Source organism: Pleurocapsa sp. PCC 7319 (assembly GCF_000332195.1).
In the GTDB taxonomy this organism is placed as follows: domain Bacteria; phylum Cyanobacteriota; class Cyanobacteriia; order Cyanobacteriales; family Xenococcaceae; genus Waterburya.
Genome location: NZ_KB235922.1, coordinates 6,042,347 through 6,065,543, shown reverse-complemented (window position 1 = coordinate 6,065,543; position 23,197 = coordinate 6,042,347). Strand labels below are relative to the sequence as shown.

The window sequence follows — 23,197 nt, the reverse complement described above, 5'->3', positions numbered from 1 at the left end:
AAATTTTGCCGGACTGGGAATATTCAGTTGACATTTTTCACAGCTTAGAGTCCTTCTAGGGGGACTGCTAAAAATCTTGCTAATTCTGCACCCTGATTTTCCAGAGTTGAGAGAGCTATTGGTTCGCCCACACGAGTAAGGGGAATATCTCTTCTCTTTTTTGAACGTAAATATAGAGTACGCTTGGGGCTAAGTCCGTCTCGAATTTCAGCTCTAACAGATTGAACATCAGTGAGGGGAATATCTACTTCTACTCGTCGATTTTTGCCTGGATAACCCCAACGAGAAATCACGACTTTTCCTGTTTTCTTATTAAATTCGTTGTATCCGCCACCGACATTCCAAGTCACCAATAGCCAAAGATATGCTGCTAGTAGTAAGCCAGCTACGCCATAGAAAGTCAAAGCAACTCCCTGGGGAATAAACTGTAACTGACTGGTATCAGAAACAATTAGTAAATTGGTTTTTAGGTAACTTGACAATCCTGCTAGTAAAAATCCTGTACCACCAATAGTGACTATGGTAGCCCACAGGTAGTTACTGAACCTGCGTGAGCCTAAAATATCTTGTCGAAGAGTTTGTTTTGTAGTTTGATTAGTGGTCATCGCTATACTATCGTAATTTAATTATTGTTCTTTGACTAATATTCTTTGCCTAGTATTGGGGAATTCCAGGAAAATCTATAACTAAATTTTATTTTTCCATTAAGTGCTGATCCCACATAAATTCCACTTTGCTTAATTGCTAGTAGCCAACTAAAAGCTTAAAGATTTTTCTCAATTTAATTGTTTTTGTGTCATTTTGTAAAAATTTTGCTAATAATTATCTAAGGGCTATTGTGGGACTTGAGTAACTTGTATTTTCCATCTGGAAATCGCTCTCTTCCCTATAGCGGGCTACTTTCATGTTAATTTAATGTCTGTTACCTGAATCCTCTTTTAGAGAATAAGTTGTAACGGTATATTAATGGCGATCCCAGCCAATAACTGAGAATATTACCTGGAAATCTGGTAAAGTTTTATAAAACTTGGCACTTCTCAACAATTTGTTGAAGTAGTTGCCTAAGGCATGATAGAAAAGTAAATTTTGAGAAATCTTGCGCTCTATTTATTCAAGCAAGAGGATTAGAAAATATGACAATAGCAGTAGGACGCGCCCCAGCTAAACGCGGCATCTTTGATGCGGTAGATGACTGGCTCAAGCGCGATCGATTTGTATTCGTAGGATGGTCGGGTATTCTGCTTTTCCCCTGTGCCTACTTGTCCATTGGTGGTTGGCTCACCTGCACTACCTTTGTGACTTCCTGGTATACTCACGGTCTAGCAAGTTCTTACCTCGAAGGATGTAACTTTTTGACCGTAGCCGCTTCCACTCCCGCAGATAGCATGGGTCATTCCCTGCTATTTCTCTGGGGTCCTGAAGCTGCTTGGAGTTTTACCCGTTGGTGTCAAATCGGTGGTTTGTGGGCTTTCATCGCTCTCCACGGTGCCTTTGCATTGATTGGCTTTATGCTCCGTCAGTTTGAGATTGCTCGTCTCGTAGGAATTCGTCCTTACAACGCGATCGCTTTCTCCGCCCCCATCGCCGTATTTGTTTCGGTATTTTTGCTTTATCCTTTAGGGCAGCACAGTTGGTTCTTCGCACCTAGCTTAGGTGTGGCGGGAATCTTCCGTTTCATCCTGTTTGTACAAGGATTCCACAACTTCACCTTGAATCCCTTCCACATGATGGGAGTAGCAGGTGTTCTCGGTGGAGCATTATTGTGTGCGATTCACGGAGCAACAGTAGAAAATACCTTATTTGATGACGGTGGCGAAGCGAACACCTTTAGAGCGTTTGAACCAACTCAAGCAGAAGAAACATATAGTATGGTGACAGCAAACCGTTTCTGGTCACAGATTTTCGGGATTGCTTTCTCCAACAAACGTTGGTTACACTTCTTTATGTTGTTCGTCCCCGTAACCGGACTATGGATGGCAAGTATCGGGATTATCGGCATTGCGTTGAACTTACGAGCATATGACTTCGTATCTCAAGAGTTGAGAGCAGCAGAAGATCCTGAGTTTGAAACTTTCTACACCAAAAATATTTTGCTCAACGAAGGTCTGAGAGCCTGGATGGCAACTCAAGACCAACCACATCAAAACTTTGAATTCCCAGAGGAGGTTCTACCACGTGGTAACGCTCTCTAATCCTGCCGGTGGCGCAGGTCGCGACATTAACTCCACAGGCTTTGCCTGGTGGGCAGGAAATGCTCGTTTGATTAATCTTTCTGGTAAGCTACTGGGCGCGCACGTTGCTCACGCTGGCTTAATTGTGTTCTGGACTGGTGCAATGACTATCTTTGAAGTTGCACACTATGTTCCAGAAAAGCCCATGTATGAACAGGGCATGATTCTTATTCCTCACCTAGCAACTTTGGGCTGGGGTGTAGGACCTGGTGGTGAAGTCATTAGTACTTACCCCTACTTTGTTGTTGGTGTTTTACACTTAATTTCATCCGCTGTTCTTGGTTTAGGCGGTATTTATCACGCTCTTCGTGGACCAGAAACGTTAGAAGATTACTCCAACTTCTTTAGTCAAGATTGGAAAGACAAGAACCAAATGACTAACATCATTGGTTATCACCTGATTCTTCTTGGACTAGGTGCATTTCTACTAGTGTTCAAAGCGATGTTCTTTGGTGGCGTTTATGACACCTGGGCTCCTGGTGGTGGAGATGTGCGGGTAATTACCAATCCTACCCTTGATCCTGGTACAATCTTCGGCTATCTAACTGCAGCACCATTTGGTGGTGAAGGTTGGATTATTGGTGTCAATAACATGGAAGACATCATTGGTGGTCATATTTGGATTGGTTTGATTTGTATTAGTGGTGGTATTTGGCATATTCTGACCAAGCCTTTTGCATGGGCACGCCGTGCATTGATTTGGAATGGAGAAGCTTACCTTTCCTATAGTATTGGTGCAGTCTCCTTAATGTCCTTTATTGCTGCTTGTTTCGTATGGTTCAATAACACCGCTTATCCTAGTGAGTTTTATGGTCCAACAAACGCAGAAGCTTCTCAAGCTCAAGCTTTTACTTTCTTAGCTCGTGACCAACAAATGGGCGCGAACGTTGGTACTTCTCAAGGACCTACTGGACTTGGTAAATATCTCATGCGCTCTCCTACTGGTGAAATTATTCTTGGTGGAGAAACCATGCGTTTTTGGGATTTCCGTGGTCCTTGGTTAGAGCCTATGCGTGGTCCTAACGGTATCGACCTCGACAAAATCAGAAATGACATTCAGCCCTGGCAATTACGTCGCGCTGCTGAGTACATGACTCATGCTCCTAATGCTTCTATCAACTCTGTTGGTGGTATTATCACTGAGTCCAACTCCTTCAACTTCGTAAACATCCGTCAATGGTTGGCTGCATTCCAGTTCATCTTAGCTTTCTTCTTCCTAGTAGGTCACTTATGGCATGCTGGTAGAGCTAGAGCTGCTGCTGGTGGTTTTGAAAAAGGTATTGACCGCGAAACAGAACCTACATTGGCTATGCCCGATCTAGACTAATTAGCTATTGAAGTTATTTTTAGTCTAATTAAGGTTTAAAAATATGAAGCCTCTGCTGATTAGCAGGGGCTTATTTTTTATCAAAAAGCTTTTAGCTCTTAGCTCTTAGCTTTTAGCTAGGATTTAACTGCTAAAAGACTAATCAACCCAAGATAACCAATAGTTATTTTCCACGGTTTAGTCAACATCTAAAATCCAAAAAAAGTCAAATAAAAATTGAGTCTGATCGAGTTCTCTAATACGTTATAATTCGATCTGTTTGTTAAAAATAGAAAGTGCATTACTCTTCAATCAAGCTAGCGAAAGTGTAACTAATTTCGTTACCTTTTAGAGAGCGATTTGTGAGCTACGTCAAGGACGTAATCACAATTGGCAAACTGAATTATTGATTCAATCTTGACACATAATATAAATTTTAGTAGTAATGGCAGCAGAGAATTCCCAGAAAAAGCCTCAAAGTGGTTCTAACTTAGAAGAAATTCGCGCTACCAGAATTGAGAAGGTAGCCCAAATTAAGGAATTGGGATTAAATCCCTATGCTTATAAGTGGGAATTAAGCCACCATGCTGCTGAGTTACAGGAAAAATATACTGATTTAGCCAGTGGTGAAGAAGTAGAAGATCAAGTTGCGATCGCAGGTAGAATTGTGGCCCGTCGTGTCTTTGGTAAACTGGCATTTTTTGAACTACAAGACGAAACGGGAAAAATTCAACTTTATCTAGAAAAGAAAAAAATCAACAACACCATGTCTGACTTGGTGGGACCATTTAACCATCTTAAAAGACTATCGGACACAGGTGACATTTTAGGTGTCAAAGGTACAATCAAAAGAACGGAAAAAGGCGAACTTTCCGTCTATGTCAGTGAGTTTCAAATTCTGACTAAATCTTTATTACCTCTCCCTGATAAATGGCATGGTTTAACCGACACTGAAAAGCGTTATCGTCAGCGTTATGTAGATTTAATAGTCAATCCACAGGTAAGACAAACATTTCGTCTGCGAGCCAAAGTTACTGCGGCAATTCGTCGTTATTTGGAAACTAGGGACTTTTTGGAAATCGAAACTCCTGTCCTGCAAAGTGAAGCTGGTGGAGCAGAAGCCCGTCCATTTATTACTTATCACAACACTTTGGAGATGGATTTATATCTCCGCATCGCCACCGAATTACACCTCAAAAGGTTAATTGTCGGTGGGTTTGAAAAGGTATTTGAGTTGGGCAGAATTTTCCGTAACGAAGGGGTGTCTACCCGCCATAATCCTGAATTTACCTCCATTGAAGTGTATCAAGCCTATGCTGACTATCACGACATGATGGAGTTAACCGAAAATCTAATTACGACCGTTGCTCAAGAAGTTCTCGGTACAACTAAAGTTACCTATCAAGGAGACGAAATTGATCTCACACCTCCTTGGCGTAGAGTTACCATGCACGAAATTGTTCAAGATGCCACGGGGGTTGACTTTGCTCAGTTTACTGACTTTAATTCTGCCAAAACAGCGGCTAAAGATGCAGGTATTGAGGTACCAGCCGAATGTCAAACTATCGGCAAATTACTCAATGAAGCCTTTGAACAAAAAGTAGAAACAACTTTAATTCAGCCTACTTTTATCATTGACTATCCTCTAGAAATTTCTCCCTTAGCCAAACCCCATCGAGATAAACCAGGTTTAGTCGAAAGGTTTGAACTGTTTATGGTCGGGAGAGAAACTGCCAACAGTTTTTCAGAGTTAACTGATCCCCAAGATCAACGGCAGAGATTAGAAGCTCAAGCAGCTAAGAAAGCAGCAGGAGACTTAGAAGCTCAAGATATTGATGAAGACTTTTTAGCGGCCTTAGAATATGGTATGCCTCCTACCGGTGGCTTAGGGATTGGTATAGATCGCCTGGTAATGCTCTTAAGCGACTCTCCTAGTATTCGAGATGTGATTGCTTTTCCTCTACTCAAAAATCAAAGTACGGCCATTAAATCCTTTGACTATGATGCAGAGCATCAAACTCTCCGTATCGTTTTTGGTAACGGTAGCATCTATAAATATTCCGATGTCCCCGAATCAATTTACAAAGAGCTAAAAGAAACTAGCTCTGTCGGTCAATATTTTAACTCTCAAATTAGAGACAAGTTTGGCTTTGATCGAGAAGTCTAAATTGTTGATTATAGAGTTGAGAATGCGTAATGTTTTCGAATGAAACTGTTGTATCTTCCGTGGAACATTAGTTATAGGTAATAATTCAAGTCTTCTCTGGGGGAACTTTCCCCCATATGCGAAGCGGTGAAGCAATTCGTTGGCGGGGTACGATGCGGCCATACGCTTGGCCTTTGTCCCGCTTAAAACAAAGGCGATTCGGTTCGCCGCATGTACTGCTGAACCCTTTAGGGTATCCTTGTATCCCACATTTCGCGAGTTGCATTATACTTCTAATGAATTTCATTCAAATCCATTGCCAAGAGATGGTTTTGGCGATCTAAGTCCCAATCATGTCATCGCGAGAAATCAAAAACATTTCAAGATGTGACAATCAAAATCTGACAAAATTAGCAATTTTTCCGATAATCTATCATACTTCATTAGTAACGTGCGAAATATAGGTTGTATCTTGAAATTAAACTATCAAATCCTGGTAGTTTAGAGAAAGTAGTAGACCGTGGTATCCTCGGTTGCTCAAAACCGCCCTAAAGCTGGGTCACTGCTAATTCTCTCTCCTCAGATAAACTCAAACAATCGCCAGGTATAAATAAAAACCGTATTTTTGCAAGGAAGAGTCAGATGAGCGAGAGTCACAACCATAAAAAATATCACGAAAGAGAAGAAAACTCATGAGTGAAAAACAGTGGGTAGGAATAGATGTTTGTCAAAAAAGTTTGGATGTTTATATCCGTCCATCAGAAAAGCTGTTCCAAGTAACTAACAATGAAATAGGTATAAAGAAACTAGCTAAAACTTTAAAAAATATTCAACCAGAGTTAATTGTCTTGGAAGCAACGGGGGGTATGGAAATTGATGCAGCAATCCAACTGACTCAAGCAGAATTAGCTGTAGCAGTAATCAATCCTAGACAAGCAAGAGATTTTGCCAAAGCAACAGGACAGTTAGCTAAAACAGATGTTATTGATGCTCGTGTATTAGCCCATTTAGAGAAATGCGATTCGCCCCGAAGTCAGACCAATAAGTGATGAATCTTCTCGTCAACTAGAGGATTTAGTTGCCCGTCGTCGTCAAATCAGCGACATGATTACTGCCGAGAAAAATCGTCGCCGTGGCAAAACTAATTCAGTTCAGACCGATATTGACGAACACATCGAATGGTTGAAAAAAAGACTTAAAGATATCGAATCTCAAATTTCCTCGGCGATTGGCTTTGCCACTGCGCGGAGCGCAATCGCAATTAATGAAGACTGGAAACAGAAAATGGATTTGTTGACCAGTGTTCCTGGAATTGGGGAAGTCGTAGCCGTCACTTTGATTTCCTCTTTACCAGAATTAGGCACAATCTCTCACAAGTCAATCTCTTACTTAGTTGGTGTCGCACCTCTTAATCGCGACAGCGGTAAGTTTCGAGGTAAACGAAAAATTTGGGGTGGGCGAGCTAAAATTCGTTGTGTTTTGTATATGGCGACTTTAGTTGCCGTAAGATTTAATCCTGTAATTAAAGCTTTTTATGAGCGTCTAGTTAATAAAGGCAAACTCAAAAAAATTGCACTGACGGCTTGTATGCATAAGCTTTTGATTATTTTGAATGCCATGATGAAAAACAATTCATTCTGGAAACCTCAAATTACTGATTAAATTTAACTACTATTTATAAGCAAATAGCATCGCAGTCAACGATTGGTGTGATGACCAATTATCCTGGCTTAATTTTGTTCGTAGCGATTGGCTCTGCCAGTGCGCTTGGCGCAATCGCCTGAAAAAGACAAATTTAACTTGACATTCAAGACAATCGCTTTAGGAAACCCCTTCGTAACTAAAGTTTAGTCAAAATATCTGCTTTGCTAGCTAAAAAGACTGAAGTCACTGCTTCGACTTTAGAAGAATGTCATCTTGGTGACATCTTTTATATTTCAGTTTTTAGATGAAACAGTTTATTTTTATCTTCTTAGCTATCCTTGGTTTAACTTCCAATACAGTCTCTTATGCTGAAGAGCAATCCAAGAGTATCAGTTCAGCTTGTGATGATAATTTATTTGGTACGTGGACTCTTGTATCTGAATCAACTTCCCTCGATCACAATAAAATTGCGTCACCATTACCGATGACGCATCAATTTAATCGTGCAGGAATGACAAATTTGATAATTGATCCATTTCTGGATGTTACTACTCCGTATGTTTGTAATGGCAGTAAATTAATCATTCAAAAAACTGTACCTTCCTACCTCAATATCATTAGACTTGATGCCACGGAAATGGTTTATTTAGAAGAAGGAACGGAACAATATTTTTATTTTGAAAAATAAACGGAATTAACTTATAGGGGGTTTGGGGGATAGCTAAGTCCCACGCTCTATCACCAAGGATGTCCTAAAGGATACCGCTTCGCATATAGTGATGAGTGTTGGGATACAGCTATCCCCAAACTAATTGTAACGGCATCGAACCGTTACAATTAGTAATTTACCATAACTAAAAAGTGTAGTAGAATAATTTGTATGATACTTAACTACACCTATAGATTTTATCCTGATGCTGCGCAGCAAGAGCGACTACTAGAGTGGTTAGAAACTTGCCGTATCTGCTATAACTATGCACTCAGAGAAATCAAAGATTACATTGGTTCTCGTAAGTGTGCAGTTGATAGGTGTAGTCTGGAATCAGAATATATCATGCCTCCTAATTATCCGTTTCCTGGATATGGGCAACAGCAAAACAATCTACCAGCAGCTAAAAAGAAGTTTCCTCGGCTCAAAGAAGTCCCTTCACAAGTATTGCAAACGAATATTAGAAGACTGCATGATGCTTGGGATTTCTTCAGAGACAGAGGTTATGGTTTTCCAAGGTGGAAAAAATATGGACAATTAAAATCTATATTATTTCCTCAGTTCAAAACTAATCCTGTTACTGGATACCATGTAAAACTACCCAAACTTGGTTTAGTGTTAATCAACTTGCATCGACCGATACCAGATGGCTTTGTAGTCAAGCAAGTAAGAGTACTGAAAAAAGCTAAGGGTTGGTATGCTGTTATCGCCATTGGTTCGGATATTGAGATACCTGACCCAGTGTTTCATGGTCACTGTATCGGGGTTGATGTAGGCTTGTTATCTTATTGTGCTACTTCTGATGGTTTTGTCGAGCCAGGACGTAAGTTTTTCAAGACGCTATACAGTCGGCTGAAAGTGCTACAACATAGACTGTCTAAGAAACAAAGAGGTTCTAGTAACTACGAAAAAGCCAGAAATAAAGTAGAAGCAATGCACAATCATATTGCTTTTGTTCGTAAGAACTACCAGTTCAATCTTGCCCATAAATTATGTAATATGGCAGATACTATCTTCCTCGAAGATATTGACTTCCGTATCATGGCAAAAGGATTTTTAGGTAAGCATACGCTAGATGCTGCTTTTGGTCAGTTCAGACAAATACTCAAGTATGTTGGCAAAAGACGAAATGTCTTTGTTGATGAAATAGATCATCGTGGCAGCAGTCAAACTTGTCCTAATTGCCGTATTGAAGTCAAAAAGGAACTAGAGGATAGAATGCATTCTTGTCCTGAGTGTCTGTACGAAACTGATAGAGATATAGCATCAGCTCAAGAATTGTGTAACCGAGGCATAGAAAAACATAGTACCCAAGGACTTTGGGGGAAAGAAATAGACTGTCAAGTCGGGCTGTCGGGGGCATTTTGCCTAGATAAGTGGCGCAAATCAGATGAGCGACCCCGCGGAGGTTTCCTCCGCTTGGGAACGCGCGAAGTCTGACAGGGCAGTAAGCTCCTTACCGCGAGGTGAGGAAGCCCACGCTATAATCTGAGTGAAGCGTTAGCTGAAGCGTTGGGAAAAGTCACGGAGCGTATAAGACAATAAACTTGTCTTCAGGAACAAGGCTTCGATATTCACCATGATCGGCAAAAATACCTAGTATTTCTAAAGGATAATCAGGTTCAATGTGTAAATCAGCCCAAGGGACGGCAATTTCTAAACACTGATCGAATACTGCCTCAGCTCGACAGGCGCGAATATGCCATTGACAATGGGCTTGGGCTTCTTGTAACCAAACTGAATCTGTAATCAAGTTGATGCCTAAATGATGGTGAAAATAATAGTTTAACGGTGGTTCATCGGGTAGACTAGCGATTGGTGCGGGACTGTTATGGTTGGTGACATTGGGATAGTACCACAGTAAATGCAATTCCCCTGGAATATCTTTTCCTGGCTGAACTCCAGCCTTAAAATCTAAACGAAGATAAAAATTCAGATGATCTAAACCATAAAATAATCGCTGCACTACACTACTGCGGTGCATTGTGCCTCTGGCACCACCGACCTCGATTCTGCCTGCACGATCCCAATCCTGTTCGTCACCAATACCGTTAATAATTGGGTGAATAAAGCCTTGGGGAGCCCGATCGCCTTTGACTTCATGTTTGTCTACTGACTGATAGATTTTTTCGGGAATTGGCTCATCTAAGGCTTGATAGATAGCACAAATATGTTCCCGAAATAGTTGATCAAACATTTCATCCTGATTAGAAGAATGACCTTCTCCAAACCACCAAAACCAGTCTGACCCCTCTGCTGCATATAATGCTTCCCACACTTCAGGATTGGTTTCTTCAGTTGCTTCAGGATGTCTGGCTAAAGTTTCTCTGGCTTCGGTTAGTAATTCCCAAGCCCGATTTTTCACAGGATCGCCAATCCAAGTTGTAAAGTTGCCGTCTACCCAAGAACCACTGTGTAATTGTTCGGCATGAAGGGTCTCTGTAGGTGGAAACTGCTCAATAAATTCTCTTACCGTTACCAGTTTAATATCCTCATCACGACTCAAACGTTCGTACAGAGCTTCTAAAAAGGGTGCACCATCACGATGATAGTATTCCCAGCAGTTTTCTCCATCTAAGGCAATTGTTACTAGCCAAGGTTTTTGTAAAGCAGCATCGGGGTTATCTTGATGAGATTTGAGAGAACGAGCGATCGCTTCTAAATGTCCAATTAAATCTGCTGCTGCATGACGAGGAGTCATACCGCTATAGGTAAAGCCAATTAAATCTGACAGACGGTGATCACGGAAAACAATAGCTAAGTCTCCATGTTCAGTTTCCAGCCTGTAGGGACGATATAAATACTCTGGTTCGTAGACATTTCCAGCTTCATCACGATGGAAAAAATGTTTAATGCTCCAGCCTAAAACTGCTTCATCGGAACAGATCCACTTGAAACCTTGCTTCGTAATGTAGGGCAAAATCGTCGGGCTAACAGACTGTTCCGAGGGCCATAAACCATAAGGCTCTTGACCAAATCGATCTAGATACATCTCCCAGGCAATACTCAAATGGCGGGGAATGTCTTCTGACCATTGAAAACGACTATGGGGCAAAATCATTTTGGGGACAGCTACTTGACCAGCGTTAGTATCTGCCAGTAAAGGTAAGATTGGATGAGTGTAAGGAGTTGTTGTTACTTCTAACTGCCCCTGATCCTGCATCTTTTTATGCTGAGGAATGATGCGGCTAATAATTTCTCTCTGTTTAGAATAAATTCTCTGGCGATCGCTGAGAGTAAAATTCTTACCCTGTTTGAGCCATGCTGCAATCTCGGCATCATCCCAAAATAAAGGATCAATCCAGGCAAGATTATGCCACGCCAGTAAATCACTATAATCCTGATCAGTCCAATTTTCTAAACACCAAGCACCACCTTTATTCTGACGCTGATGGTACAGTTGGTCATAACGAGGATGGGGTTCAACCAAAGTGTGATAGTGCCCATCAAAGAAATGCTTAATAATATACTGTTTATCTTTAGGCTTTAATTGAGCTGCAGGAGTTAATGCCAGTGCCAAATAAGGGTCCATCGCCTCACCTTCAGCATAATCTTCTAGCTGCAACATTAATGAAGGTACTAAATTTACCGTTTGATGCAATTTAGGATAACGTTCTAGCATCAAAACTAAATCCAGATAATCTTTGGTACCGTGCAGACGAACCCAAGGAAGACGATACTGCCCCCAGGCATCGGAATCTGCTTCTCTTGACTTATATAGGGGTTGATGTTGATGCCAAACAAAAGCGACGTAGAGAGGATGAGACATATATTTATCAACAGGTAGCAGTTAGCAAGATACTAAATCAATATAGATCTTAATCCTTAACTAAAATTCTTAAAACAAAAGAAAGGACTAAGGCGATCGCCTTAGTCCGATAAAAATAATTGAGGGTATTTTTAGGTTCTTCGTAACTCGATCTATGATTTATCTGGGTTTTTCGACTTGGTTAATTCTCCTTGAACTTAATTTTATTAGTGCCGTGATCAAACCTTATGTTCTCGGCAACAAACAGATTAGATTTCTTCCTACCTAATTAATTAAATGTCGATAAGAAAATTTGCTATCGTAACATGAAATACTATGCGACATTATCAGAGGTAATGAATATCTCTTGGTAATCAACGCCAGCACCATTGAGGCTATTATTCAATTCATTACTTTCATCAACGTCTTGGTAAGGATCGGCTGCAACACCAAGATTAAGACCTCCAGAAGCGTTGAGATAACCATCCCACTCTTGAGGTAAAGTTAGCTCAGTAGTAACCATACCAGTACTTTCGCCAGCCTCCAGACTGATTAAAGAAGAAGCTTGATCGCCTTGTAAGAAGAATACCTCTGGTACATCATCAATACTTAATTCTTCATTACTAGTTGCATACTCGTCATCAAAGAGATAGAAACCAGCCGCAAAATCTTCTGCTGCTCCTGTACCTTCGTTCATGATCTCGTATTGAACTTCGATAGTATCTCCAGCACTGAAGGTATCAGTATCGCCAACAATCTCCAAACTCTTAGACATTAAGTCGGCAACTTTAGGAGTAGAAGCGAAGTCTAAACCTTCACCGAAATTACTATTGTTAGTTTCATCGGTTTCGGCAACAAGATTCTCAGGATCGATGATCATTCCTGCATAATAAGGAGCATCGCCACCTTGCCAGAAAGGATCTCCAGCTTCTGGTGCGTGGTAAGTAAAGCTCTTCACTCCAGTATCAGTCTGACCTATAATGCCGTCTACGATAGTGTAGGTACCAAGATAATAATCTTCATCGGCGGAGATATTTTCATCGTGAGAGAGATAGAGATCAATATCAAAAGTTCCAACATGTCCAATATCTTTATTGGCAACTTCAAAACTTAAATCAACTTCTCCTCCGGCTTCAATCTCGTCAGTACCAAGTTCAAAATAAGAGCCTTCTAAATCTACTGCTCCAGTGTTATCAGGAGCTGCGATAGAGACAGTTTGATAATCTTGATCGGCAATATTGTTACTGTTATTGTTCTCATCGCCTTCAGTAACATCATCAAATACGTCAGCAATGGCACCGATCACGTACTCACCGTCACCAGAAAAACCACCCCATCCTTCAGGGATAGTCAAATCAGTGGTCATTATACCAGTACTGGCACCCGCTGCAACGTCAAATAGCGAAGAATCGAGATCGCCTTGCAAGAATAGAATTCCGGGAACATCATCAACACCAACAGGCTCTCCAGAAGCAAGATAATCTGTTGTAGTGATATAAAAACCAGCAGCCAAGGACTCAGCGTCTAAACCACCGATGTTGGCAATCTCATAATCAACTGAAATAGTATCTCCAGCATTAAAGCTATCAGGAGCCGAAAAATGAGATACGACTAAATCAGGAGCATCATTGATTCCCGAAACGTCAAATGAAACAGAATCAAACCCTAAACCTTGACCACTGTTGTTGCCGTCATCGAATTCTTCAACTTCATTAGTTGGGTCAACATCGAGATGGATGTAATGGGTACCATCACCGATAGCATCCCAAACTGCATCATCTACTCCAGGTAAAGTATAGGTATAGCTTTTAGTGACACCAGTTCCAGGATCTAAGACCTCTCTGATATCATAAAACCCAAGTTTGAGATCGCTATCTGGGTCAAATGAGCCTTGAGTTGAATTTAGATATATGTCGATGGAAAAAGGATGGGCAGGATTAGTTTGATCGAGATTCTCAACTGTAAAAGTCAGCGGAACGTGATCGCCTGGCTGAAGACCGCTTCCGCCAACATCTATGCTACTAGCAGCGAGATCTGACGGTCCATAGTCTACAACTTCATATGAGTCGTAAAAAACCTGGAAATCTGCGGATGACCCACCTGTGTAATTATTGAAGAGATCAGTTTCATCAATTTCAAAATCGGGGTCGATAAATAAACCTGCATAGTAAGTTCCTTCTCCTACCCAAAAGGGATTATCAGCAGCAGGGGTTGAGTATTTGAAGGTTTTAGTAACTTCTTCTCCAGCTTTAAGTCCAGTTACAATGTCATAAGTACCAAGCTGATAAGATTCATCATTGAGATCGCCAATGTTCGTATTGGGTCTTAAGAAAATGTCAAGGGAAAATGGATCTACGTCCATATCACCATCATTTTTGACAGTAAACTCAACGTTTATAGCCTGTCCGAAATCTGTCTGCTCTTGAACTATATTGAAAAATGTACTAGTTAGATCTATTGCCATAAGTTTATTATTTAAAAATACTCCGCGCAACATTAACCGTTCAATGTTATTCAGTATTTATTGATTTTGAAACTAGTAATTATGCTATTCTTTTTATATTTTTTATATGAAGCTTATTTAATGATTTCAGTACTATTTCGGTCTAATAACTGAGTAAAATATTGCTTTATTTTAAGTAGAGCATGGAAATCAGTATTTAACAGTAAGAAAAAACATATAGACAGATGTTAGTTGGTGCAATATTACTTAGTAACGAATGCTTGTTTCATTAGTAATATTCAGTGAAAATAGTGATAATACTTGGCAATCTGTTTGATGTGTATATGCACGGATTTTTTGAATGATAAATATAATTAATTCAGTGTTGTTGACTATATTTTTTGTAAATTTAATTTGTGTTTTTTCACATTCAAGATTTATGCAGAATTTTACTAATAAAGTCCCCCTTGTTAAGGGCGATTTAGGGGGATCCTGGATTGATGTTGATGGTTGGGATCCCCCCTTGCCCCCCTTATAAAGGGGGGAAAAGAAGGCGTTGAGTAGAAAGTATTAAAACTCGACAAAATCCTCGTAAGCTTTCTAACTGTTTGAGGGAATCCTAGGAGTGTCAGCTGCTTCATAAATAAATAATTATGCGCGATCGCAACTTGAATAGTTTTCATCTTCCCTATAATTCTAATTTGGTAGAAAAAGCTAGAAAATTGCGGAAGAATATGACCCCAGCAGAGAGAAAACTTTGGTATGGCTATCTGAGAAGTTTTAAGTTTAGGGTGTTGAGACAAAGACCGATCGCATATTTTATTGTGGATTTTTATTGTGCTGCGTTGAAGTTGGTGATTGAAGTTGATGGAGCTTCTCATTTTACCGAAGCGGGACAGTTTTATGATGCAAAAAGAACTAATATTCTTGAAGGTTATGGTTTGATGGTGATTCGCTTTACTAATGATGAGGTCTTACATAATTTTGATGTAGTTTGCGATCGCATTGAAGGTTTAAGTTCCTTAAAGTGATTAGACTAAAATTAAAATTAAATTTATGGATCTAAATACGAAAATCAAAGGACAAGGGTTTCCCATTCTCTGCTTACATGGTCATCCTGGTTCTGCTGCTAGTATGTCTGTATTTACTAATTATCTTTCCCAGAAATATCAGACTATTGCTCCCGATTTGCGTGGCTATGGAAAAAGTCAATGTCAGCAAAATTTTGAAATGCGGGAACATATAAATGATCTCACAACTTTACTAGATAAACATCAAATTGATCGTTGTTTGCTGTTGGGTTGGTCATTAGGGGGTATTATCGCGATGGAATTAGCCCTGGCAGACTCAAAAAGGTTCAGTGGAATGGTTTTAATCGCCACTGCTGCCCATCCCCTTAGTAGTCATCCTAGGCCGACTAGACAGGATTTATTGTTTACTGGTATCGGGGGCATAATTAATTATCTAAAACCTGGTTGGCAGTGGAATATTAATACTTTTGGTAAGCGATCGCTTTTCCGTTATTTAGTTAGTCATCATAGTCCTGAGTCCTATCATTATTTAGCTAAAGAAGGAACTCCTGCTTATTGGCAAACTTCCAAGGCAGCAAATACAGCTTTATCAACAGCAATTAGACAGGGTTATAATCGCCTAGATGATTTACATCGAATAAATATTCCTTGTTTAATGTTATCGGCAGAATGCGATCGCCATATCACTGCTTACTCTAGTCAAAAAACTGCCCAACATCTTAAAAATTGTCAATATAAAAATTATCCCCAAGTCGCCCATCTCTTCCCTTGGGAAATTCCTGACTTAGTTTTAGCAGATATCCAAAAATGGCTCGATCAATTTAGGTTTGGGAAAGAATAAAGATCAGTAATCAGTAATCAAAATTGTCTTTGCCGAAATACTTCATAAAGTGCGATCGCAGTGGCGACGGAAGCATTAAGACTGGGGGTTTTCCCCACTAAAGGAATTGCTACTAGCTGATCGCAATTTTTCTCGGTTAACTGGCTTAAACCTTTGCCTTCTGAACCGACTACTAAACCTACCGCACCACTGAAATTAGTTTCGTGTAGAAGCTTATCGGTATCGGCAGTAGTGCCATAAATCCAAAAACCTGCTTCTTTAAGCTTAGTAATTGCTTGGTTTAAATTAATCACTCTGGCGATCGCCATATTTTCTAATGCACCTGCGGCTACTTTCATGACTGTTGAAGTAACACCAACTGCTCTACGTTGGGGAATAACTAATCCTTGAACTCCTAAAGCTTCCGCCGTACGTATAATTGCCCCTAAGTTGTGAGGATCTTCGATTCCGTCAGCAATGACGATCACAGGATCAGGTGTTTGTTTGGCTCGATTAATTAAGTCGGTTAAATCCCAGTAAGAGTAAGGAGCAACTTGAATCGCAATTCCTTGATGGTTGCCTCCTTGAGTTAACTGGGAGAGACGGCGAGAATCCACCTCATCAATAATTGTGCCGTTAGCCTTAGCTTCTTTAATTAAGGGATAAAATTGCCCATGACCAAGTAATTTTCCTGTCACCCAAATCCGATTAATTTGGCGATCGCTTTTTAGTGCAGCTAAAACTGGATGACGACCGTAAGTTAAATCAATTTCTGCTTTATTTTGGGGAGAAGTCTCCCCGGGAGGAGACTTACTTTTCTGTATGATTTTTTTGGGCTGCCGATTATATGAATACTTAGGTTTCATTAATTTTAAGCTTGATACTGGAAGGAAAGCTCATTGTCTATTTTCCCCGATCAATTGTCAATCAAGCCAAAATCCAATTTGGCTAACAACTCTTGTAAACGCTCTGGATTGGTTAGATGAAGATAGCCAATTAAGGCTTCTAAGCCAGTTGCTTGCTGATAAGTGTGGCGTGACAAACGACTGGGCTTGCTGACACAAGCATTACGCCCACGACGTAAAATTTCTTTTTCCGAATCGGTTAAATAAGGTAATAAAAACGATAAATGAACCGCCTGACTCTCGGCTCGAACTTGGGTCACAACTTGACTGTGGTAATCAGCCATTCTCTTCGGAGGCATTAAAAGGTTAGTGCGAACAAATAGTTCATATACTGCATCTCCAATATATGCTAAGGCGATCGGCGATAACCTTTCAATTTGAGATAACTGATTGGTCATAGTCAAATCTACCAGAACTCTGAAGTTTGAATAAGTTCGAGCCGTGTCTGTTGGCGCATGATAATTTTTATCTTGCTCTGATAAATTCACATCCAAGTAGGACGTTATTGTTTAAGATTTTCTAGTGCAACTTCAACAGAAGGCTGGAGAGAAAGAAACTTCTCTAGACGAACTAGCTTTACGGTTTGTGTAACTCGCGGGTTGGTGACAACCTGCAAACTACCACCTCCAGTTTGTGCCTTTTTCACAAGTTGCACCAAAGCTCCCAAACCAGAACTGTCGATAAAATCAATTTGTGCAAGAACCAAAATTAGGTTTTTTGGTCCCTCGTCAATACAATTACCAATGACTTTACGAAATGCTGGTTCAGAAAAGGCATCTAGTAATCCAGTAAGACGAAATATTTGATAGTTTTCCCTGACTTCTCGAGTGCCTCTTAAGCTCACTGTCAGGTTTAGCTGTTCAGGAATAACCCCCTCCTCAACTTTTCAACCTTATGGTTGCTAACAGTAAATATGCTGCAAAAACACAACAAGCCACTGTTAACTTTGTCAATGGTAAAGTATAGCCCATTTTTAAGGGTAATGTTAATTTTGCGGTTTACTAACTTGTATACTTCTGTTTACAACACCCTAACAATAAAGTGGAAATTTTAATCTCAACAAAAAACCCCACTCTGTTTTTGGGAAGTGGGGTTATAGAGCAAGAGGAATTAATTTAGAGAACTGCGATATAGTTATTAAAATAAGAGGTAGCCTTTTTTTCACTATCAAATCTTACTTCTTTAGCATTTTCGATGCATTCGTGTAAATACTGAATTTTAGTAATTGCCAGAAAATATTTTATAGTTGTATACACTTAAGTCTTCCGTAGATTAAGCCTTAATTATATTTATTAGAAATCTTAATGTAGAGTAAGCAAAAGGATTAAATTCTTAATTTCTACATAACTGTTAATCAGTTGACTTGCTTAATATAAATAATGTTTATCTTTCCTCTAGTTAAAAAACTACTCAAAAGTAGCTTCAACTTTGTCAAAATTAATCGCTTGTTAATCGTCTTGGCGACTATTATCGGTCTAACGTTTCAGCTCGCTATCTTGCCAGCTTTGACTCAACAGCCAATTACAATCAAAACTTTGATCCGAGCTGATGAAGCTCAGCAGTTACAACCTTTAGTTACTAAATTTAATCAACAACACTCAGATATTAAATTTCAAATTGTCGAAGCTCCCAGCGACAGTAACCAAGTTGAAGATTTGTATACTTCCTCATTTTTATTGGGTAATTCTCCTTACGATTTGGTTTACATGGATATAGTGTGGACTCCCAAATTTGCCGCAGCAGGCTGGTTGAAAGATGTCTCTGAACGTTTATCGGAAGATGAATTAACACAGTATCTGGAGGGGGATATAGCAGGAGGGATGTATCAAGATAAGCTATATCGTATTCCTTTTCGTTCTGATGCGGGAATGCTCTACTATCGCCAAGATTTACTTACTCAAGCTGGATATGAACCACCAGAAACCTTTAGCGATTTACTTACAATTTCTCAGGATTTGCAACAGCAGGGTTTGGCAGATTGGGGTTATGTTTGGCAAGGAAAGCAGTATGAAGGATTAGCCGCAATGTTTGTGGAAATCTTGGCAGGTAATGGTGCTTTTTGGGTCAATCCAGATACCTTGGAAGTTGGACTAGATGAGCCAAAGGCAGTTCAAGCAGTTGATTTTCTGCGTACTACCATCACCAAAAATATTTCTCCACCTGGAGTAACTACCTACGCTGAAGATGAAACTCGTCTGTTGTTTCAAAATGGCAAAACAGTTTTTCTCAGGAATTGGCCCTATGTATATAGCTTGGCTTTACAATCTCCCATCGCCGGAAAATATAATATTAAGCCGATGGTTCATGCAGTAGGGAATAACAGTGGGGCTTGCCTTGGAGGATGGGGCTTAGGAATATCTCAGAGCAGTAAACATCCCGACGCAGCTTGGCAGGTCATTAAGTTTCTTAGCAGTGAAGATTCTCAACGAGAATTTATTTTAGAAACTGGTTTTGTCCCTAGTCGAACCAATTTATTTAATGATCCCGAAATTGTTGCCAAATATAGTTACTATCCCAAGCTCTTGAAGGTTGTACAAAGTTCGGCACTACGCCCACCAATTGCTCAATATGCGCAAGCTTCAGATATTTTACAGCGTTACTTAAGTGCTGCGATAACTGGCAAAATGACTTCGGAAAAAGCGATGCAAGCTGCTGCTAAAGAAACTCGCAGCTTATTGACAAGATAAGTATAATTTCAGACTAAGTAATTAGTTTTATCTAATGTGAATTTATGAATTTTAAAGAGTCATATTAAATGGTTATTAATAAACAAGAAAAATTAACAGGCTGGCTATTATTATTCCCAGCTTTATTAATTTTAGGTTTAGTATTCATTTATCCCATTGCCAGAGCATTCTGGCTGAGTTGGTTTACGGAAAACTTGGGGACGCAACTAAAACCAGAGTTGGCTTATCTTGGTAATTATCAAAGAATGCTGGGAGACGGCAGATTTTGGCAAAGTTTGTTTAATACTTCTGTCTTTACGGCGATTAGCGTTGGTTTAGAGCTGGTATTTGGTTTGGGTATTGCTTTAGTCTTGAATAAATCATTTTTTGGTCGAGGCGTTGTACGGACAATTGCCATTATCCCCTGGGCTTTACCTACTGCCATTATGGGCTTAGCCTGGGCTTGGATCTTTAACGATCAATACGGCGTAGTTAATGATTTATTGAGTCGTCTGGGATTAATTGATACAGGGATTAATTGGTTGGGAACACCTGCTTTAGCGATGACTGCTTTAATAGTTGCTGATGTTTGGAAAACAACCCCCTTTATCAGTATTATTTTGCTAGCTGGTTTGCAATCGATCTCACAGGACTTATACGAAGCTCATGCTATGGATGGAGCGAGTCCCTGGCAGAGTTTTAGTCAGATTACTTTACCCTTATTGATGCCTCAAATATTAATCGCTTTATTATTTAGGTTTGCTCAATCATTTGGCGTTTTTGATTTGGTACAGGTAATGACTGGAGGTGGTCCCGCCGGTTCAACAGAAACGGTGTCAATTTATATTTACTCAACAGTAATGCGCTATTTAGACTTTGGTTATGGGGCAGCTTTAGTAGTAGTAACTTTTCTGCTGTTAATCTTGGCTGTCGGTATTACCTCATTACTGTTGAAAAAAGTTCGTGCCTGAATGATCGGTATTAAGTCTCTTCTTTTCTTGAGGGAAGCATTAGCCAAGCTTGGGCGATTAACTCACTTAACCACTTGCGTCGGTCAAGATCTAGAACACGATCGTCTTGCAGAATACCCTCAGTTAATTCATCTAATGATTGCCCTTGTTGACGGGCTATTTGAACGACACCAGCGATCGCCGTAGCAATAATTTCTTCATTGACGGAGTTTTTTCTTAGTGCCAATATTTCTTCTGTGTTAGCGGGAATGGGATAATCCATGGATAGAGTTATGTGTGTGGAGGGTTACTGATACTTCTGTACCGAACTCTACTTGAAGTTAGAAGCAAAGTCCAATTGCCTCGACAGTGTAGCTTATTGCCAATCAATTTAACTTACTTTTTAGACTTCTTAAGAATAAATTAATAATTTCCTACATGAAAGAAATACTTTATACAGAAATACCGACACCGGATATACACAAGGTAGAAGCTTGGTTACACGACAAGTGGCAACCTCAACTAGGAACAAAAAGTATTACCCCTAATGGAATTCGTCTTCAATTTGATTTCCCAACTAAAAGTGAATTATCGATTTTTGTCTGGCAGTTACAGCGCACTACCTATTTAAAAATTTTCCAATGGGGAGATAAGCCAATTGCCCAAGCCGATCAAATTAAGCAACAGTTAATTACAGAGATTCGCCAGGCATTTCCTCAAGAATATCCGGTTCCTCCGGCTATTGATTTATCCCAGCAGTCGATTTTTGAGGCTTTAGCCGATCATTATCCGCAAACAGTTCACTTCTTTCAGAAAATGCCTAACGGAGAATACGATCTCAATCGGGTTTATTGGTGGGAGAAACGTTGGCGCGATAGTGTCAATCGTCCTCAACAGCCTAAAGAAGTAGTTTTTAAAAGTGATTTCTCTCAATCTTCCTCAGAGAAAAGAACAGATTATGACCTAATCTATATTGGTGGTGCTCTCGGGGTAATTCATGCGGCAGTAATGGCTCAAAAAGGTTATCGAGTACTGTTAATTGAAAGATTACCTTTTGGCAGAATGAATCGAGAATGGAATATCTCTCGAGACGAATTTCAGAGTTTGATTAATCTGGGTTTGTTTACTCCCGAAGAATTTGAATCAGTTATTGCTGCCGAATATGTTGACGGTTACAGTAAGTTTTTTGATGGGTACAATCCGCCTCATTTGAAAGCTGCTGTACTCCATACCCCTAAAGTATTAAATGTGGCAATTGATGCGGAAAAACTGTTGCGTTTCTGTGGCGATAAATTACTTCAGGAGGGTGGCGATATTTGGGATGAAACAGAATTTGTTCGTGCCGATGTTTCCCATAACGAAGTTACAGTAAAGTCAACTCATCTTCCATCTAATGAAGCCAAACAGCCAACAGCCAGATTATTAATTGATGCTATGGGCACTGCTTCCCCCATTGCTTGGCAATTAAATGGTGGTCGTACATTCGATAGTGTCTGTCCAACAGTCGGTGCAGTGATTGAAAGCGGTTTTGCTCCTGAAGTGTGGGATGAAGATTATGGAGATGTTTTAAATTCTCATGGCGATATATCTAGAGGAAGACAATTAATTTGGGAATTATTTCCTGCGGGTAATAAAGAATTGACTTTCTATCTCTTCCATTACCATCAGGTACATCCTGATAACCCCGGTTCACTACTTGAAATGTATGAGGACTTCTTTACAATTTTGCCAGAATACCGCCGTTGCGATCCAGAAGAACTGGTGTGGAAGAAGCCTACTTTTGGTTATATACCAGGTCATTTTAGTGTCAGCGATCGCGATCGCACGGTGGCCTTTGATCGTCTACTAGCTATTGGCGATGCCGCTTCTCTACAATCTCCTTTAATTTTTACTGGTTTTGGTTCCTTAGTACGTAATCTAGAAAGACTAACGACCCTGTTGCATACTGCCTTACAACACGATTTACTGACCGCAGAACATCTCAATCAAATTAGAGCTTATCAAAGCAATATTTCGGTCACTTGGCTGTTTTCCAAGGGGATGATGGTTCCTACGGGTAAAACCTTACCTCCTCAAAGAATTAACTCCATGTTGAACACCTTCTTTGGGTTATTAGCAGATGAACCTCCTGAAGTTGCTGATACGTTTATTAAAGACCGTACTGACTGGTTGACCTTTAATAGATTGGCGTTAATTGCTGCTCGTAAAAATCCTGCTCTATTAGTCTGGATTTGGGAAATGGCAGGAAGCAAAGATATGTTGCGTTGGCTAGGTTCATATTTTGCTTTTAACTTAGATGCTTTAAGAAATCTATTGCTAGGAGGTTGGTATCCTGGTTGGTTAAAACAATCTCAACCCTGGTTAGAAAAAAACTATCCTGGGTTATGGTTAAAGCTATTGAGCTTAAACTATCAATTACGGTTTTCTCCTCCAGACAACATGTAATATTACATCGGTTTGATAGATGATAAGTAGCTCCACCTAATAAAACGTCTAATAGAACAGTAAAAAAATTGAAGATGATTCTCCCTAATCCCTAACCCCTATCACCTAACCCCTATCACCTAACCCCTATCTTAACCATTCCATGTTTAATAA

Annotated in this window: 17 protein-coding genes and 1 pseudogene; 11 read left to right on the top strand and 7 right to left on the bottom strand. The window is 40.0% G+C overall.

The window, feature by feature from the left end; translation table 11 throughout:
* Positions 1 to 44 precede the first annotated feature (44 nt).
* The gene (locus PLEUR7319_RS0131525; RefSeq protein WP_019509236.1) at positions 45 to 605 is read right to left on the bottom strand and encodes a photosystem I assembly protein Ycf4; all 561 of its coding nucleotides are present in this window, start codon (positions 603 to 605) and stop codon (positions 45 to 47) included.
* Positions 606 to 1,133: 528 nt separating this feature from the next.
* On the opposite strand from PLEUR7319_RS0131525, the gene psbD reads away from it, so the two are divergent.
* The 6 genes and pseudogenes from psbD (at position 1,134) to PLEUR7319_RS0131495 (ending at position 9,476) form a co-directional block, all read left to right on the top strand.
* Entirely contained in the window at positions 1,134 to 2,192 is a 1,059-nt protein-coding gene (gene psbD / locus PLEUR7319_RS0131520) for a photosystem II D2 protein (photosystem q(a) protein) (protein ID WP_019509235.1), read from the top strand.
* On the top strand, positions 2,176 to 3,558 hold the full coding sequence (psbC, locus tag PLEUR7319_RS0131515; RefSeq protein ID WP_019509234.1) for a photosystem II reaction center protein CP43: 1,383 nt from the start codon (positions 2,176 to 2,178) through the stop codon (positions 3,556 to 3,558). The genes psbD and psbC overlap by 17 nt, the downstream gene beginning before the upstream one ends.
* A gap of 424 nt (positions 3,559 to 3,982) precedes the next feature.
* A complete protein-coding gene (gene lysS, locus PLEUR7319_RS0131510) occupies positions 3,983 to 5,704 on the top strand; it encodes a lysine--tRNA ligase (protein WP_019509233.1) in 1,722 nt (573 codons plus the stop codon).
* A gap of 671 nt (positions 5,705 to 6,375) precedes the next feature.
* Positions 6,376 to 7,345: pseudogene (locus tag PLEUR7319_RS41745) on the top strand (IS110 family transposase).
* 286 nt (positions 7,346 to 7,631) lie between these two features.
* A complete protein-coding gene (locus tag PLEUR7319_RS0131500) occupies positions 7,632 to 8,015 on the top strand; it encodes a hypothetical protein (RefSeq protein WP_019509232.1) in 384 nt (127 codons plus the stop codon).
* A gap of 192 nt (positions 8,016 to 8,207) precedes the next feature.
* Positions 8,208 to 9,476 (top strand): RNA-guided endonuclease TnpB family protein, encoded by a 1,269-nt coding sequence (locus PLEUR7319_RS0131495; protein ID WP_019509231.1) that lies wholly within the window; start codon positions 8,208 to 8,210, stop codon positions 9,474 to 9,476.
* 82 nt (positions 9,477 to 9,558) lie between these two features.
* Here PLEUR7319_RS0131495 and PLEUR7319_RS0131490 read toward each other — a convergent pair whose 3' ends face one another.
* Together PLEUR7319_RS0131490 and PLEUR7319_RS0131485 are read right to left on the bottom strand one after the other, a co-directional pair.
* Positions 9,559 to 11,805 (bottom strand): hypothetical protein, encoded by a 2,247-nt coding sequence (locus PLEUR7319_RS0131490; protein ID WP_019509230.1) that lies wholly within the window; start codon positions 11,803 to 11,805, stop codon positions 9,559 to 9,561.
* Between the two features lie 313 nt (positions 11,806 to 12,118).
* Complete coding sequence (locus PLEUR7319_RS0131485; protein ID WP_158441900.1) at positions 12,119 to 14,248, bottom strand: CARDB domain-containing protein; 2,130 nt, start codon at positions 14,246 to 14,248, stop codon at positions 12,119 to 12,121.
* A 632-nt stretch (positions 14,249 to 14,880) separates the two neighbouring features.
* Here PLEUR7319_RS0131485 and PLEUR7319_RS0131475 point away from each other — a divergent pair.
* Together PLEUR7319_RS0131475 and PLEUR7319_RS0131470 are read left to right on the top strand one after the other, a co-directional pair.
* Positions 14,881 to 15,258: an endonuclease domain-containing protein gene (locus PLEUR7319_RS0131475; protein WP_019509227.1), complete on the top strand. Its 378-nt coding sequence runs from the start codon at positions 14,881 to 14,883 to the stop codon at positions 15,256 to 15,258.
* 25 nt (positions 15,259 to 15,283) lie between these two features.
* Entirely contained in the window at positions 15,284 to 16,099 is an 816-nt protein-coding gene (locus tag PLEUR7319_RS0131470) for an alpha/beta fold hydrolase (RefSeq protein WP_019509226.1), read from the top strand.
* Positions 16,100 to 16,116: 17 nt separating this feature from the next.
* Here the strand turns inward: PLEUR7319_RS0131470 and rlmB are convergent, their stop codons facing one another.
* The 3 genes from rlmB to PLEUR7319_RS0131455 form a co-directional block, all read right to left on the bottom strand.
* Entirely contained in the window at positions 16,117 to 16,944 is an 828-nt protein-coding gene (gene rlmB, locus PLEUR7319_RS0131465) for a 23S rRNA (guanosine(2251)-2'-O)-methyltransferase RlmB (protein ID WP_019509225.1), read from the bottom strand.
* 50 nt (positions 16,945 to 16,994) lie between these two features.
* Positions 16,995 to 17,381: a Mini-ribonuclease 3 gene (locus PLEUR7319_RS0131460; RefSeq protein ID WP_144054407.1), complete on the bottom strand. Its 387-nt coding sequence runs from the start codon at positions 17,379 to 17,381 to the stop codon at positions 16,995 to 16,997.
* 104 nt (positions 17,382 to 17,485) lie between these two features.
* Positions 17,486 to 17,827 (bottom strand): STAS domain-containing protein, encoded by a 342-nt coding sequence (locus PLEUR7319_RS0131455; protein WP_019509223.1) that lies wholly within the window; start codon positions 17,825 to 17,827, stop codon positions 17,486 to 17,488.
* Between the two features lie 535 nt (positions 17,828 to 18,362).
* Here PLEUR7319_RS0131455 and PLEUR7319_RS0131450 point away from each other — a divergent pair.
* Together PLEUR7319_RS0131450 and PLEUR7319_RS0131445 are read left to right on the top strand one after the other, a co-directional pair.
* Positions 18,363 to 19,670: an ABC transporter substrate-binding protein gene (locus PLEUR7319_RS0131450; protein ID WP_019509222.1), complete on the top strand. Its 1,308-nt coding sequence runs from the start codon at positions 18,363 to 18,365 to the stop codon at positions 19,668 to 19,670.
* A gap of 68 nt (positions 19,671 to 19,738) precedes the next feature.
* Entirely contained in the window at positions 19,739 to 20,620 is an 882-nt protein-coding gene (locus PLEUR7319_RS0131445) for a carbohydrate ABC transporter permease (RefSeq protein WP_019509221.1), read from the top strand.
* Between the two features lie 10 nt (positions 20,621 to 20,630).
* On the opposite strand, the gene PLEUR7319_RS0131440 is transcribed toward PLEUR7319_RS0131445, so the two are convergent.
* Positions 20,631 to 20,882: a hypothetical protein gene (locus PLEUR7319_RS0131440; protein ID WP_019509220.1), complete on the bottom strand. Its 252-nt coding sequence runs from the start codon at positions 20,880 to 20,882 to the stop codon at positions 20,631 to 20,633.
* A gap of 155 nt (positions 20,883 to 21,037) precedes the next feature.
* Here PLEUR7319_RS0131440 and PLEUR7319_RS0131435 point away from each other — a divergent pair, with 155 nt between their 5' ends.
* Entirely contained in the window at positions 21,038 to 23,044 is a 2,007-nt protein-coding gene (locus PLEUR7319_RS0131435) for an NAD(P)/FAD-dependent oxidoreductase (RefSeq protein WP_019509219.1), read from the top strand.
* The last annotated feature ends 153 nt before the right edge of the window (positions 23,045 to 23,197 follow it).